The sequence below is a fragment of the Mucilaginibacter sp. PPCGB 2223 genome, from assembly GCF_001705515.1.
Taxonomy (GTDB): Bacteria; Bacteroidota; Bacteroidia; order Sphingobacteriales; family Sphingobacteriaceae; genus Mucilaginibacter.
The window spans coordinates 1,478,486-1,493,617 of record NZ_MDJS01000001.1 but is presented as its reverse complement, the minus strand read 5'-3'; the positions used below and the strand labels follow the sequence as shown (position 1 = coordinate 1,493,617).

13 protein-coding genes are annotated in these 15,132 nt (G+C 44.9%); 6 read left to right on the top strand and 7 right to left on the bottom strand.

Annotation, left to right across the window (positions count from 1 at the left end; genetic code table 11):
- Positions 1 to 135: 135 nt before the first annotated feature.
- From ppsA to BEL04_RS24675, 5 genes are read left to right on the top strand one after another with little or no spacing between them, the layout of a single operon-like run.
- Positions 136 to 2,541 carry a phosphoenolpyruvate synthase gene (gene ppsA, locus BEL04_RS06415; protein ID WP_066001434.1) on the top strand — a complete coding sequence of 802 codons (2,406 nt, stop codon included), beginning with the start codon at positions 136 to 138 and terminating at the stop codon, positions 2,539 to 2,541.
- A 47-nt stretch (positions 2,542 to 2,588) separates the two neighbouring features.
- The gene (locus tag BEL04_RS06410; RefSeq protein ID WP_254659533.1) at positions 2,589 to 3,329 is read left to right on the top strand and encodes an ABC transporter permease; all 741 of its coding nucleotides are present in this window, start codon (positions 2,589 to 2,591) and stop codon (positions 3,327 to 3,329) included.
- Positions 3,330 to 3,336: 7 nt separating this feature from the next.
- On the top strand, positions 3,337 to 4,122 hold the full coding sequence (locus BEL04_RS06405) for an ABC transporter ATP-binding protein (protein ID WP_083227784.1): 786 nt from the start codon (positions 3,337 to 3,339) through the stop codon (positions 4,120 to 4,122).
- Positions 4,123 to 4,128: 6 nt separating this feature from the next.
- On the top strand, positions 4,129 to 5,121 hold the full coding sequence (locus tag BEL04_RS06400; RefSeq protein WP_066001425.1) for an MlaD family protein: 993 nt from the start codon (positions 4,129 to 4,131) through the stop codon (positions 5,119 to 5,121).
- 53 nt (positions 5,122 to 5,174) lie between these two features.
- The gene (locus BEL04_RS24675) at positions 5,175 to 5,297 is read left to right on the top strand and encodes a hypothetical protein (protein ID WP_256389278.1); all 123 of its coding nucleotides are present in this window, start codon (positions 5,175 to 5,177) and stop codon (positions 5,295 to 5,297) included.
- Between the two features lie 284 nt (positions 5,298 to 5,581).
- Here the strand turns inward: BEL04_RS24675 and BEL04_RS06395 are convergent, their stop codons facing one another.
- From BEL04_RS06395 to BEL04_RS06365, 7 genes are all read right to left on the bottom strand, one after another.
- A complete protein-coding gene (locus BEL04_RS06395; RefSeq protein ID WP_066001422.1) occupies positions 5,582 to 6,703 on the bottom strand; it encodes an ABC transporter permease in 1,122 nt (373 codons plus the stop codon).
- Positions 6,700 to 7,806, bottom strand: coding sequence for an ABC transporter permease (locus BEL04_RS06390; protein WP_066001420.1), 1,107 nt, complete (start codon positions 7,804 to 7,806; stop codon positions 6,700 to 6,702). Before BEL04_RS06390 ends, BEL04_RS06395 begins: the two co-directional genes overlap by 4 nt.
- Before the next feature lie 13 nt (positions 7,807 to 7,819).
- Entirely contained in the window at positions 7,820 to 8,560 is a 741-nt protein-coding gene (locus tag BEL04_RS06385; RefSeq protein WP_083227783.1) for an ABC transporter ATP-binding protein, read from the bottom strand.
- Between the two features lie 2 nt (positions 8,561 to 8,562).
- Positions 8,563 to 9,483, bottom strand: a complete 921-nt coding sequence (locus tag BEL04_RS06380) for an ABC transporter ATP-binding protein (RefSeq protein WP_066001418.1) — start codon at positions 9,481 to 9,483, stop codon at positions 8,563 to 8,565.
- Entirely contained in the window at positions 9,464 to 10,426 is a 963-nt protein-coding gene (locus BEL04_RS06375; RefSeq protein ID WP_066001417.1) for an HlyD family secretion protein, read from the bottom strand. Before BEL04_RS06375 ends, BEL04_RS06380 begins: the two co-directional genes overlap by 20 nt.
- 10 nt (positions 10,427 to 10,436) lie before the next feature.
- Positions 10,437 to 11,777, bottom strand: coding sequence for a TolC family protein (locus BEL04_RS06370; protein WP_083227782.1), 1,341 nt, complete (start codon positions 11,775 to 11,777; stop codon positions 10,437 to 10,439).
- Positions 11,778 to 11,913: 136 nt separating this feature from the next.
- Positions 11,914 to 12,270: a hypothetical protein gene (locus BEL04_RS06365; RefSeq protein ID WP_066001416.1), complete on the bottom strand. Its 357-nt coding sequence runs from the start codon at positions 12,268 to 12,270 to the stop codon at positions 11,914 to 11,916.
- A 350-nt stretch (positions 12,271 to 12,620) separates the two neighbouring features.
- Between BEL04_RS06365 and nirB the strand changes: the two genes are divergently transcribed.
- Positions 12,621 to 15,119 (top strand): nitrite reductase large subunit NirB, encoded by a 2,499-nt coding sequence (nirB, locus tag BEL04_RS06360; protein ID WP_066001415.1) that lies wholly within the window; start codon positions 12,621 to 12,623, stop codon positions 15,117 to 15,119.
- Positions 15,120 to 15,132: the final 13 nt, after the last annotated feature.

The window sequence follows — 15,132 nt, the reverse complement described above, 5'->3', positions numbered from 1 at the left end:
AGAAACTATGCGCTTTTTTTGTAACCAAACTCAGCCGGATATGTGATTCAAGTCATTTTTATGACATGGGATAACGCGGAACTTTAGTGTAGCAAATAATTATTAGAACGGCTTATCTGCTTATTCAAAAATAACATGGAAAGATTCATCAAAAGATTTAGCGAGATCAGCTTAGGCGATTTAGCTGAGGTTGGTGGTAAGAATGCCTCGTTGGGCGAAATGGTGGCCAGGCTATCATCAAAGGGGGTAAAAGTGCCACAGGGATTTGCTGTTACTGCCTGGGCTTTCCGCTTTTTTCTGTTTTACAATAAACTCGAGGCTCCTTTGCAACAGCTAATGACAAATTTGGATAAAACCGGTTTTTCAAATCTTACAGAAACCGGCCAAAAAGCACGGAAGCTAATAGCAGACGCAGAAATGCCGGCGGAGTTGCGGATGGCTATTACCGATGCTTACGATTATTTTTTTGATGTGGCGGAGCAACCCGTGGCTGTGCGGAGCAGCGCTACAGCCGAAGATCTTCCGGATGCGAGTTTTGCCGGTCAGCACGAATCGTATCTGAACATCTGCGGGCACCAGGCATTGCTCAAAGCAGTTCAGCAATGTTATGCTTCCTTATACACCGACCGGGCTATAAAATACCGCGAAGACAAAGGGTTTGATCATACTAAAGTTTATCTGTCGGTTGGCGTTCAGCAAATGGTACGTGCCGATAAGGGTTGTTCGGGCGTAGGGTTTACGTTAGAACCTGAATCAGGCTTTTGCAATGTGGTACACCTGGCTGGTGTTTGGGGCCTGGGCGAAAATATTGTTCAGGGCACTGTTACACCGGATGAATTTCTGGTTTTCAAACCCAGTTTAACAAAAAACTTAAAAGCCATCATTCAAAAAAATATCGGAACCAAAAGCAAAATGATGGTTTATAATGAGGTGGTCAATAGCGCCGCCGCAGTTGTAAACAAGGATACACCCTGGGAACTGCGCGAAAGATTTGTACTTGCAGATCATGAAATAGAACAGTTGGCAAAATGGGCTATGCTGATAGAAGATCACTATCATAAACCAATGGATTTTGAATGGGCAAAGGATGGCATAAACCATCAATTGTACATTATACAAGCCCGCCCCGAAACTGTACACAGTACAAAGAAAGCGGTTACTTACCGCGCATTTAATATTAAAGAACGAGGTAAACTTATTACTAAAGGAGAAGCTATCGGCAACATGATCACATCTGGTTTGGCCAGGGTGCTTAACTCGCCTGCCGAAGCAAGCAAGTTAAAGCCGGGTGATATATTGGTAACTGATACGACAAGCCCCGACTGGGACCCTATCCTGAAAAACGTAGCGGGGATTGTGACCAACAGGGGCGGCCGTACAAGCCATGCCGCCATTATAGCAAGGGAACTGGGCGCCGTTGCCATCGTCGGAACAGAAAACGGAACGGCCCTGATCAACGATGGCGACGAACTGACGCTAAGCTGTGCCGAAGGTAAAACCGGTTTTGTTTACCGTGGCAAGGTAGCCTGGTCCGAAACCGACATACCTGTTGGGCACATCAAACTGGCAGGGCATCCTAAACTACAGTTAATTGTTGGTGAGCCCGAAAAGGCTTTTCAGCTATCGTTTTTGCCTAACGATGGTGTTGGTTTGATGCGCCTGGAGTTCATCATCAGCAATTATGTGAAGACCCACCCCATGGCGCTTGTTAAATTCAAAGATGTTAAAGACGAACTGGACAGGCAAAAAATCGAAAATCTGACACGGCACTTTCCCAATAAAGAACAATATTTTATCGAAAAACTGTCGCAAGGGGTCGCTACAATTGCTGCGGCTTTTTATCCTAAAGAGGTTATTGTGCGGATGAGTGATTTTAAATCGAACGAATACGCAGATCTTTTGGGCGGGAGATATTTTGAACCGGAAGAAGAAAACCCGATGATCGGCTTCAGAGGTGCTTCTCGTTATTATCACGAACGTTATCGCGAAGGCTTCAGGTTGGAATGTGAGGCTATGAAAGTAGTGAGGGACGAGATGGGCCTGACCAATGTTAAACTGATGATTCCCTTTTGCCGTACCGTGGATGAGGGAAAAAAAGTAGTCGACCTGATGCGCCAATACGGCCTTGAGCAAGGTAAAAACGATCTGGAGATATTTGTTATGGCCGAAATTCCGGCTAACGTTTTATTAGCCGACGAGTTTGCAAAAGTGTTTGATGGCTTCTCTATTGGCTCGAATGATCTCACCCAGCTGACACTGGGTATCGACAGGGACTCGGCGTTGATAGCTGATCTGTTCGATGAGCAAAATGCAGCAAGCAAGCAGTTGATCTTGAGCATGATCAGTTCGGCGCGGCGGCTTCATAAAAAAGTTGGCTTGTGCGGTCAGGCTCCGAGCGATTCGGAAGAGTTTCTTAAGCTGCTTGTTGACGCGGGTATCGACAGCATATCGTTCAACGGGGATGCATTATTAAAGGGCATAGCTCATGTCAACGAATTTTCTAAGCATCATGATTTCGAAAAAGAGTTACCTGCGTTATAGTAAAAACAATCAATATGCACGGCTTTGCTACAAAAACAAGATTTTTTTTGAATGAAACAGGCAGCCTGTCCAGGTTCACGGCGCGCTTTTTTTCTGTCGGAGTTAAGCCGCGCTACGAGGTAAAAGAACTGCTGGCGCAATGTTATATTATAGGTTATAAATCGCTGCCGCTAATTGCCCTTACCGCTTTTATTATGGGTTTGGTACTTACCATGCAATTACGGCCCTCGCTGGTGGTTTATGGCGTAGAGTCGAAGTTGCCGATCATGATCGGTATTGCCATTGTCCGCGAGATCGGGCCCGTTATAACAGCCCTGATCTTTGCCGGAAAGATCGCCAGCAGTATCGGGGCAGAGCTGGGCTCGATGAAGGTAACCGAACAGATCGACGCCATGGAAGTGAGCGGCACCAATCCCTATAAATACCTGGTGGCTACCCGTGTAATGGCAGCAACGCTGATGTTGCCGGTATTAACTGTGCTGGGCGATGCGATATGTTTATTTGGTGCATATATCGGTGTTAACATGCATACGGTTACAAGCTATCGCCTGTTTATTGCACAGGTTTTTCAGGATCTCACATTCGGCGATTTTCTACCTGCTTTTATCAAAACTTTCTTTTTTGGTTTTGCAGTTGGCGCCATTGGCTGCTATAAGGGATATTATTCGAGTAAAGGGACACGGGGCGTAGGTAATTCCGCGAACGCGGCTGTGGTATTGGCATCGGTTATGATCTTTGTGATCGATCTGCTTGCAGTACAGATCACCGATCTGCTCGGATTAAATTAATAATGTGATGAAAGCCGCCGATATCACCGAAGATCAGGAAGATCTTAACCATGGCGAAGCTGATGTGAGGCCGGTTATTGTCATCGAGCATCTGTACAAAAAATTCGGTGACCTGGTGGTGCTCGACGACTTTAACCTGGTGGTGAAACGAGAGGAAAACGTGGTCGTGCTTGGCAAATCAGGTTCGGGTAAATCGGTACTCATCAAATGTATCATTGGTTTACTGAAGCCGGATAAGGGAAATATCCTGGTATTCGATCAAAACATCCCTTTGCTCGGGCATGATGACCTGGACCGGGTACGAACAAAGGTGGGTTTTTTGTTCCAGGGTAATGCACTGTACGATTCGATGACCGTGCGCGAGAACCTGGAGTTCCCGTTACGGCGGCATTGGATCGATTTTTCTCAACAAAAGGTAGATGAATTGGTAATGGAGGCGCTAAACAATGTGGGATTGCCGCACACGGTTGATATGATGCCTGCCGAACTATCGGGAGGTATGCTGAAGCGGGTAGCGCTGGCCCGTACGCTGATCCTCAAACCAGAGATCATCCTTTATGATGAACCTACCACTGGCCTCGACCCGGTTACGGCACGCGAGATAGATAACCTGATCATCAGGCTACAAAAAAAATACCATACCACATCGATTATCATCTCGCACGATATGAATTGTGTAAAAAATACGGCCGATAGGGTGGTGTTGCTTTCGGGAGGCAAATGTTATGCCCAAGGCACCTACCCTGATTTTGAAGCATCGGCAGATGAAAATATTAAACAATTTTTTGAATAATGAACAATGGCAAACGAAACAGGAAATAATACCAGGCTGGGTATATTTGTACTGGCCGGGCTGCTGGCGCTGATTATGGCGTTTTACATGATTGGCAAAAACAATAACCTTTTCGGAAGCAGTTTTGAACTACATACCCGCTTTCCGAATCTTAACGGCCTCATCGTAGGCAACAACGTATTGTTTGCAGGCATACAGGGTGGTACGGTTAAAAGCATCCGCCTCATCAGCGATACTTCGATCGAGGTGACGATGACCATCGATGATAAGGTACGCACATTTATCCATAAAAATGCACTGGCTGCCATCGGGACGGATGGCCTGATGGGCAACAAAGTGGTTAATATCTCGGCTGGGAAAGGGGCCAGCCCGCTCGTGGATAATGGCGATATGCTGGGTACACAAAAAATGGTCAGCACCGACGATATGCTGCAAACATTATCTACAACCAATAATAATATCGCTGTGATTTCTGCCGAGCTTAAAGCAACAGCGCTCCGTATCAATCAGAGTGCTGTATGGGATGTTTTAAACGACAGGAGCATCGGTAAGAGCCTTAAAACATCATTAAAAAACATTGCCAAAGCAACAGCCAACGCCAGCCAGATATCTCTGGCAATAAGCAACATGGTTACCCGGGCCGGGAACGGAAAAGGCGCACTTGGTGTGTTGCTTGCCGATACCGTGGCCGGGGGTGATTTAAAAAGTGCCATTGCCAAAATAAAAACCGCAGGCAATAACGCCGACCAGATGACCGCTAACCTCAACGCACTGGTATTAAAGATAGATAAAGATCTTACAGGTGGTAAAGGATCGCTAAATGCAATGCTTAAAGATTCGGTGATAGCTCAAAACCTCAAAAAAAGCATGGATAATATCCAGAAAGGGACAGATGCCTTTAACCAGGATATGGAAGCCCTGAAGCACAATTTTTTATTCAGTGGCTATTTTAAAAAACTGGAAAAGGAAAAGGCAAAACAACAAAATAAAAAAAATTAATTAACCACTTATAAAAACCGGTATGCCGGTAAGCGATATTCTGTCCGAACAAAATGTTACGTACTAAAAGCAGGCTGCGGATAACTGCAATTGTTATCCTGATCTTTACTGCTGTTCCGGCGCTTTACAGCGGCTGCCAGTTGACAAATTTCCGTACGGGCATAAGATGGGGCTAACATTGGATTAAATCAAGCGCTCGTATTTTCACAACTATTTATTCCTGAAGTTTTCTTATTTATGCTGAACGGGGTTTTGAGTTTGCTCACCTTGTTGGCAACGATCTTCAACGCAAAGCACTATGCCTTCTCATAGCAAGTCAAAGCTTAATGCTGGTACTTTGGATAAGCGTGTAACCATTGATGGTGAGCCTATGCTAACCTGCTTCACTTCGTAACGACTGGCAGAGGATTGGGGCTGATGTATTGCGGATAGGTATTGTCTGGAAAAAAAACTAACCGAACTAACCCGAACGTTTGCGGTAGTTCAGTATAGCCCAGCCATTAAAAAACAGGGCAAAACCAAACATAGCCAGTATCTGGAACTTAATATCGGTAAGACCGCTTCCCTTCAGCATCACCATCCGCATCACCTCGATAAAGTACGATACCGGGTTAAACCTGGTAATCAATTGTGCCCAGCCCGGCATACTTTCAATCGGGGTATACAGGCCGCTCAATAAATTAAATATCATGGTTACGAAAAACGACACCAGCATTGATTGCTGTTGGGTTTGCGCATAGGTTGATAACAAAAGCCCCAGGCCGAGAATTGCAAGTAGATATACAGTTGCAAAAATGTAAATAGTGATATAATGCCCTAAAGGTACTATACCATAAACCAGCCGGGCAATGGTAAGGCCCATGGTTAACACGGTAATAGCCAGCATCCAGAAGGGGATGAGCTTACCCAGGATAAACTCGTGCTTTTTTATCGGACTTACATTAATTTGCTCAATGGTGCCCATTTCTTTTTCGCGTACAATGTTGTTGGATGCAAAAGATGACCCTATCATAGTTACCAGCATAACCAATATGCCGGGCACCATAAACACCTTATAGTTCATATTAGGGTTATACCAATCAGATGAGGTGATCTGTATGACTGGCTGCGGGTTAAATCGTGGATATCCTGCCCACTGCATACGGATTTCCTGATTATAATCGCGGATGATGTTCTGTATATAAGCGCCGCCCAAACCGGCTTTAACCCCGTTGATGGCGTTAACAGCAACAAATAACGGAGCCTCGTTATCTTTTACCAACGCCTGTTCAAATTGCGGGGGTATTTCTAAGATCAGGTCGGCCTTATCCTGTTCTACAGCATGTAAGCCCTGGGTAAAAGAGGAGTTGTTATCCCTTAATCTGAAATAGCCCGATGCAATTATTTTGTTGATCAGCAGGCGCGAATATTGGCTGTGATCGTGGTCTACTACGCCGAGGTTGATATTTTTCACCTCGTAATCAGCTGCTAAGGGTAATACTAACAGTTGTATCATGGGCATAATGAACAATATGCGGATGATGGCCGGATCCCGGATGATCTGGCGTAGTTCTTTCTGCAGTAAAAACTTAAGTGTTCTCATGCCAGCCTGATCTTAAATTGATAAATACTGATACCAAGCAATGCTGCCGTCATCCCTATCAGGATGAGGGTTTCTTTCCAGATAGCAGCAAAGCCCAATCCTTTAATCATTACGGCTTTAATGATAACAAAATACCACTTGGCCGGTACTATGTTGGAGATGATCTGTAAAGGGAAAGGCATGTTTTCGATAGGGAACATAAAGCCGCTGAACAGCAGTGTAGGTAAAAACAAACTTAGCATAGCCATAAACATGGCCGCTTGTTGAGTGGTTGCGCTGTTGGATATGAGTATGCCAATAGATAACGAGGTAATAGTAAACAAAATACTTTCGGCTAACAGCAGCCAGACGCTGCCTGATATAGGTACATCAAGCGCATAAACACTGAGCAACAGTATGGTGATGATGTTAATGAAGGAAACGAACAGATAAGGTACCGTTTTAGCAATAATAATGCGGAAGGGCTTTAACGGCGAAACCAGGATAACCTCCATTGTACCCATTTCTTTTTCTTTTACGATAGCCATCGAGGTCATCATAGCACAAACCAGCATTAATACCAGGGCCATTACACCCGGAACGAAGTTATAAGCACCTTTTAGCTCCGGATTATAAAGCATTCTGACCTGGGTGCTGATAGTATAAGGTAGTTTCTGTTCATGATTTAAAGTTGCCTGGTAATCGGTAACTATCGTTGCAGCATAGTTGGTCAGGGTGTTTGCAGTGTTTGGATCAGATGCATCGGCTATGATTTGTATTTGTGCGCTGTTGGCGTGTAGCAGGTCGTGCCTGAAACCTGATGGAAAAACTATGGCCATCCTGATCTTGCCCTGTTTAAAAGTAGCTTCGATATCGTTGTATGAATACAGGTTTTTTACCAGATTAAAGTATCGGCTTGCTGCTATCTTATTTGCTATAGTGATACTTGCTTCATCATGCGCCTGATCGAGAATAGCGATATTTGAATTTTTAACTTCGTTGGTGAGGGCGAAGCCATAAAGGACGATCTGCACCACAGGCATCCAGATAAGGATAAACAACGTGCGCCTGTCGCGCCAGATGTGCAGCCATTCTTTTTTTACGAAGATTAAAAACTGTTTCACGCCTTTTACTCAATTAGTTATCCGTTCGCACCGCTTTTCGGGCCAGTTGTAAAAAAACTTCATCCATCGATGCCGCATTATGGGCTTTCATCAGGTTAAGGGGCGAATCGAGCGCGTCGATGCGGCCATCCACCATAACAGATACGCGGTTGCAATACTCGGCTTCGTCCATATAATGGGTCGTCACAAAAATGGTAATACCCCTGGCCGACGCTTCATAGATCAGGTTCCAGAATTCGCGACGGGCAACCGGGTCAACACCACCCGTTGGCTCGTCTAAAAAAACAATAGCGGGATCATGTACAATGGCGATCGAAAAAGCCAGCTTCTGTTTCCAGCCTAATGGTAACTCTTTCACCAGTATTTTTTCCTGGTGTTCCATATTGAGCTGATGGAGTAAAAGGTAGCTTTTCTCATCGATCTGCTTGTCGGTCAATCCATATATGCCACCGTAAAACCTGATATTTTCGCCCAGTGTCAGATCTTCGTACAGTGAAAACTTTTGGCTCATATAGCCGATGTTCTTCTTGATCAGTTCATTTTGCTTATAAACATCAAAGCCCGCCACCGTAGCCTGGCCCGATGAGGGCATTAAAAGGCCGCAAAGCATGCGCATGGCCGTAGTTTTACCGGCCCCGTTCGCACCCAGAAAACCAAATATTTCGCCCTTGTTTACGTCGAACGTAATATGATCGACGGCTGCAAAATCGCCGAATTTTTTGGTGAGCCCGTTTGCCGTTATTACCTTTTCCATAGCTATGCCTGCATTAGTTCCATAAAGCAATCTTCAATGCCCGGCTCAATCTGTTTCATCTCAAACTGCGTAAAGTGCCCCCGTACAGCAATGTTTTTAAGCAGTTCGCTATTATTTGCGGCTGGCTTAAAAACCACATGATGGTACTGCCCGAAAGGATAACAGCTCTCAATTGCCTCGCTGTTTTTCAACTCATTCATTAGCCTGAACATTTCGGTGGCCTTTATCGCCCAAATAGTTTTTTTAAATTGCGCTATAATGCCTTGGGTTGTATTAACAGATAATAGCCGACCCTTTTGCATCAGCGCTACCTTATCGCATAAACTTGCCTCATCCATATAGGCTGTGGATACCAGTATGGTAATGCCTTGTATTTTAAGGCGATGCAGCATCTCCCAAAATTCTTTGCGGGACACGGCATCCACACCGGTGGTAGGCTCATCCAAAAATAAAACCGACGGTTTGTGGATCAGCGCGCAGCAGAGTGCAAGTTTTTGCTTCATGCCGCCCGAAAGCTGTCCGGCTTTTCGTGCTTTAAAAGGTTCGATCTGTTGATATATCTCCTTAATCAAATCGTAGTTCTGAGCAATAGTAGTATCAAAAATGGCGGCGAAAAACTCCAGGTTCTCCTGTACCGACAGGTCCTGATATAACGAGAACCTGCCCGGCATATAACCAACCCGGTTGCGTATTTGCTTATAACCCTTAATTACATCAAATCCGTCGATGGTCGCAGTGCCGCTATCTGCCCGCAAAAGTGTCGTCAATACGCGGAACAGAGATGTTTTACCGGCGCCGTCTGGTCCGATAATACCAAAAATCTCGCCCCGGTCTACCGAGAATGAGATATCGTTCAGCGCCTCAACGACACCTTTTTTAATCCTGTATGTTTTAACGATATTTTCAACGGTTATGGCTTTCATATCCATTAAATTTGACTTCGCCATACATGCCTATCTTCAGGTAGCCATCGTTTTTAACGCGGATCTTTACAGCGTACACCAGATTCGCCCTTTCGTCTTTAGTTTGGATGGTTTTTGGTGTGAACTCGGCCTTATCGGATATCCAGGTAATTATACCGGTATAATTTTTATACGCAGATGAGCCATCATCAACCAACACCTTAACCTGCTGGTTGAGCTTAATAGCCGAAAGCTGGGTGCCGGTAATATACGCCCTGAGGGTAATAATGGAAACGTCGGCTATTTTGTACAATGCTTTAGCTGCCGACGTAATTTCGCCCGCCATTGCGTATTTGGTAAGTACAACCCCGCTAACAGGGTTTGTAATACTGGTGCGCTTTAACTGATCATCAATTTGTGCGACTGATTTTTTCAGCGGTTTGTACTCGCTCAAAATGGTGCTGTTTTGTGTTCCTGTTGCTGTTTGTTGCACTTTAATTTGTTGCCGTGCTACCACGATCTGTTTTTGCAATACATCAATCTGTGTATTGATATCATCTAATTGCTTGGTTGTGGCAGCATCTGCTTTCAGCAGCCGCTCAGTGCGTTTTTTTTCATATAATGCCTGGTTTAGCTGTATTTGCAGAACTGCGGCCTGATCCTGCAGCATTTTTATCTGTGGCCTTACATCCAGCGTGCGCTGGTGCAGGGCATCGATGTTGGCTTCAACCTGGGCTTTTTGTAATTGCAGGGGTACCGGGTCAATTATGCCCACTATTTCGTCTTTTTGCAAGGTACTGCCTTCTTCTAAGTTCAGCGATAATATTTTGCCCGGTACCTCTGCCGATACAATCACTTCATCAGCTTCAAAGGTGCCCGATGCATCAGACAGATGGTTGCCCGAATTACAGCCGCTTAACAATAGCGGGGCAATAAACAGGTATAATACTTTACGGATATTCATGACTATAGTTTTAATGATCGGTAGTAATGCCTGACGTGTTTTGATAGCTAAACTGGGCTTGTAACAACTGTATCCGGTGGAGTATAAAGCTTTGCCTTGCCTGGTCATCGGCATTTACCTGTGTAATGTAATCGTGTGCAGTTAGTACGCCGTTCTCCAACTGAGCGGCAGCGGCACCTTTTACCCGTTCGCGTAGCGAGATGATATCCCGGTCTTTTTCAATCAATTCATCATATTTCGAAATAGCCGCGCTTTGTTGTTTTAACTCCAGGGTGGTATTAAACAGAAAGGTTTCTTTTTGCACGTCAAGCCCCTGTATGCTGATAGAGAGCAGTTCCCTCTGATTTTTGTAAGTGTACAAGCTACCGAGATTCCAGCTGAACTTTAAACCACCCAGGTAATACCACGCAAAATTATTGTTCAAAAAATTGAGGCCCGGCCTACCGTAGCCGCCTTGGATAAAGAATCCAAACTTAGGCCGTAGCTGTACTTTGAGCGATTGTGCCTGCAAAGCATAGGTTAGCTTTTGATAATCGAGAGCCAGCAGCTCAGGCCGGTTTATCCCGGTGACCAATGCAGGCTTTCCGGGCTTTTCGATGATGGTATTTTCATCAATATTAATGCCCGTAAACTGCGCAAGCATGAGCAGAAATGCGCCTTTTGTACTTTTGAGTTCTGTCCGTGCCTGCTCAACCTGCAGCAATTGGGCCGAAAGCTCATCAACACTGCTTCGGTAGGCGGTACCATTTTTTACCAATGCAGTTGTTTTGTCAATCCCGTTTTCGATATCCTTTTTTAACAGTTCGTTTTGCCTGAGTTGTTCATTAATCAGTAAGACACCAAAAAACAGCTGGTTAACACGATCGTACAGGTTATAAAGTTCAGCTTCCAGGTTCTGGCACTGTATCATCTGGGTTGCCTGTGCCATTTGTTTTGTATTCTGTATCGCACCGCCGTCATAGATCAACTGATCTGCTTCCGCATATATTTTGTATTGATCTTTATTGTAAGATGGGAGCGAAAAGCCGGGTATGGGGATCGTTAGCGGGAAATTGGTAACTGTTGACTGGTAAGTCGCCTGCCCGCTGAACGACAAGGAGGGTAAGTAGCCTTTGGATGCATTAGCTACAGTGTATGCTGCGGTTTTATCAATCAGCCCATTCTGTTTTATGAGCGGATAGTTTAATCTTGCGCGTTGGTATGCATCCTCTATGCTTAAATGGGTTGGAGATTGCCCATATACTTTTTTGCCGAAGAGGACCATCAAAATCATCATAACCACGACGATAACAATGGTTATCGCCCGTGGAACCCATGGCGTTGTTGATCTTTCCATTTGCTGACGTTGCATGATCGCAGTTTTATACTGCAAAAAAACGAATCAACAAATTGCCTTGTACTGACCGCGGTCATCCCAGGGTGTGAGTTAGGTCACTCTTTATACATGCTGTATTCTGATTTACGCAAGCCTAATTATTTATAAATACCTATCCGCAATTCAGCAGGGGGTTAGGGTAGTTATCGCTTTGATCTTCAGCTACATTATCGAGGCACTGAAAGTCCTTTTCAATCAGTAAAAAAAGGTTGTTATCTATGCCTTCAAAACCAACTTTGTCTGTTGCATGCCATTCATCGGCCATGGTCCATGGTATAAAAAGAGTTATTTTACAACCTTCAAACTTTGCAGATAATCCTTGCACAGTATCTGCGCGCTGCAGCGAATAAATCAATGTTTGGTCGCCAAAGCAGGTGCGTTCTTCAATATAGCCATTTAATGTAAAGTTACTGACATCGGTTTTGGTTAATCTGTAACGTAAAGAATTTCCTTTGATGCGTATTTTCATTGTCTTTTTATCTTAAAAGTTGTTGTACTTCGCTGATTTAGTCCCTTGTTGTTAATATAATTCGAATATTTAGCCATTTTTTCGCTATTTTCAATTTAGACGTTGTTTTTTATGATGTTTTTTAGATTTAAAACATGTGGCGCGGTTTATTTTTAATAAAATGTTAATATTTTATGATTTAAATTATATGAAATAGCAAAAACTTACTGATTTTAACCTAAAAAACATGACTAAATTAATGAAATTATTTGATTTGTATTGATTTTTTATCTATAATTGCTATTGTAAATGGCTTTAGGTCGCAGTTGAGCTATTTTTAATAGAAGTGCTTTAACATTTAAAACTCTTGTATGTCAAAACCTACCGTTATTGTAGTTGGGAATGGCATGGTTGGTTATAAGTTTTGTGAGAAACTGGTCAGCCGTTCAGCCGATTTTAAAATCATCGTTTTTGGTGAGGAGCCCCGCAGAGCCTACGATCGTGTCCATCTGAGCGAATATTTTAGTGGCAGGTCTGCCGAAGATCTGTCTATGTCATCATCCTCCTGGTATGCCGAAAATGGCATTGAACTGCTGCTTGGTGACCCGGTGCAGGAAATAGACCGTGCCCATAAAACAGTACACTCTTCAAAGGGCATTACGCTAAAATATGATTACCTGGTGCTGGCTACGGGTTCGTCGGCTTTTGTACCTGATATTCCGGGAGTGGAGAAGGCAGGGGTATTTGTTTACCGTACTATTGAAGACCTTGAGCTGATTAAAGCTTATGCTGCTAACGCGAAAGTTGGCGCGGTGATGGGTGGCGGTCTGCTTGGGCTGGAAGCGGCAAAAGCAGTGCTCGATCTGGGGATACCAGAGGCGCATGTGATTGAATTTGCCCCGCGGTTGATGCCGCGGCAGATAGATTCGATGGGGAGCGCTATGCTGCAGTCGAAACTCAAATCGCTCGGTTTAAATATCCATTTGAACAAGAGCACCCAGTGTATCACTGGTGATCATCAAATCAGCGGCCTTAAATTTAATGATGAAAGTGTATTGCCGGTAGATATGCTGGTGATATCGGCGGGTATCCGCCCGCGCGACGAACTGGCGAAACTTGCTGGTTTGCAGATAGGTACCCGTGGCGGTATCCTGGTAAACTCAAAGATGCAAACCAGTGATGAAAGTATCTTCGCCATAGGCGAATGTGCTTTATTTGATGGGATGATCTACGGGCTTGTGGCTCCGGGTTATGAAATGGCCGATGTCGTGGTTTCGCATCTTGCTGAGGTTAATAAAGAATTTAACGGCTTCGACATGAGTACCAAGCTCAAGCTGATAGGCGTTGATGTGGCCAGTTTTGGCGATGCGTTTATAACCGAGCCCGATTGCCGCACTATTATTTTCGAAGACACGCACAAGGGTGTTTACAAGCGCATTAATATCAGTACCGACGGTAAATACCTGCTGGGCGGTATCTTAATTGGTGATGCGGAAGCGTATAATATGCTGCTGCAAACGGTGAATAATAAACTGGTGCTGCCGCCAAGTCCGGAGGATTTGTTGTTAGGCGCCCGTGGCGGCGATTCGGCCGATGCCGGTGCCGGAGTAATGGGTTTACCGGATGATGCGTTGATCTGCTCGTGCGAGGCAGTGACCAAAGGTGCCATATGCAATGCAGTTTGTGAACACGATATTACGACTGTAGACGCGATGAAAAAATGCACCAAGGCCGGAACTGGCTGCGGTGGCTGCGTGCCGATGGTTAAAGATCTGATCGTAGGTACGATGAAAGCCAATGGTCAGTACATTAAAAATGTGATTTGTGAGCATTTTGACCATTCGCGGCAGGAGTTGCTTGATCTGATCCGGATCAATAACATTAAACATTACGACGAAGTGCTCGATCATTACGGCCGTGGTGATGGTTGCGAAGTATGTAAACCGGTTGTAGCAAGTATACTTTCGGGTTTGTGGAACGATCTTATCGTAAAACAGGCGCCGATACAGGATAGTAACGACCGTTACCTGGCCAATATCCAAAAGGGTGGTACTTATTCGGTTGTGCCGCGTATACCGGGTGGCGAAATCACGCCCGATAAATTAATAGTGATAGGGCGGGTGGCAAAGAAGTATAACCTGTACACTAAAATCACCGGCGGTCAGCGCATCGATTTATTCGGCGCGCATGTGAGCGACCTGCCGCAGATATGGGAGGAGTTGATCGAGGCTGGTTTTGAAAGCGGGCACGCGTATGGTAAGTCGCTGCGTACGGTAAAAAGCTGTGTAGGTAGTACCTGGTGCAGATTTGGTTTGCACGATAGCGTGACCTTTGCGATAGAGGTTGAGAATAGGTATAAAGGTATCCGGTCGCCGCACAAGCTCAAAGGCGGGGTTAGTGGCTGTATCCGCGAATGCGCCGAAGCTCAGGCTAAAGACTTTGGCATTATAGCCACCGAAAAAGGCTGGAACTTATATGTGTGCGGTAACGGAGGTTCGAAACCGCAGCACGCACAGTTGCTTGCCGCCGATATTGATAAAGAAACCTGTATTAAATATCTCGATAGGTTTTTGATGTTCTATATCAAAACCGCCGACCCGCTAACCCGTACGGCCACCTGGCTCAACAAGATGGACGGGGGGATGAGCTACCTTAAAAATGTGATAATCAATGACAGTTTAGGTATCGGTGAACAACTGGAGGAGGATATCCAGGCTTTGATAGATACTTATCACTGTGAGTGGAAGGAGGTTGTTGAAAATCCTGAATTGCGTAAGCGATTTAACCACTTTGTAAACGCGCCCGACGAAAAAGATCCGCATGTGCAGTTTGAGCCTATGCGCGAACAGGTGCGCGCCCGCGAATGGTAGTTTAGTTTGTAAG

Coding starts and splice junctions, on each gene's coding strand:
- ppsA (WP_066001434.1), top strand. CDS start 136: ATGGAAAGATTCATCAAAAGATTTAGCGAGATCAGCTTAGGCGATTTA.
- BEL04_RS06405 (WP_083227784.1), top strand. CDS start 3,337: ATGAAAGCCGCCGATATCACCGAAGATCAGGAAGATCTTAACCATGGC.
- BEL04_RS06400 (WP_066001425.1), top strand. CDS start 4,129: ATGGCAAACGAAACAGGAAATAATACCAGGCTGGGTATATTTGTACTG.
- BEL04_RS24675 (WP_256389278.1), top strand. CDS start 5,175: ATGTTACGTACTAAAAGCAGGCTGCGGATAACTGCAATTGTTATCCTG.
- BEL04_RS06395 (WP_066001422.1), bottom strand. CDS start 6,703: ATGAGAACACTTAAGTTTTTACTGCAGAAAGAACTACGCCAGATCATC.
- BEL04_RS06385 (WP_083227783.1), bottom strand. CDS start 8,560: ATGGAAAAGGTAATAACGGCAAACGGGCTCACCAAAAAATTCGGCGAT.
- BEL04_RS06380 (WP_066001418.1), bottom strand. CDS start 9,483: ATGAAAGCCATAACCGTTGAAAATATCGTTAAAACATACAGGATTAAA.
- BEL04_RS06375 (WP_066001417.1), bottom strand. CDS start 10,426: ATGAATATCCGTAAAGTATTATACCTGTTTATTGCCCCGCTATTGTTA.
- BEL04_RS06370 (WP_083227782.1), bottom strand. CDS start 11,777: ATGCAACGTCAGCAAATGGAAAGATCAACAACGCCATGGGTTCCACGG.
- BEL04_RS06365 (WP_066001416.1), bottom strand. CDS start 12,270: ATGAAAATACGCATCAAAGGAAATTCTTTACGTTACAGATTAACCAAA.
- nirB (WP_066001415.1), top strand. CDS start 12,621: ATGTCAAAACCTACCGTTATTGTAGTTGGGAATGGCATGGTTGGTTAT.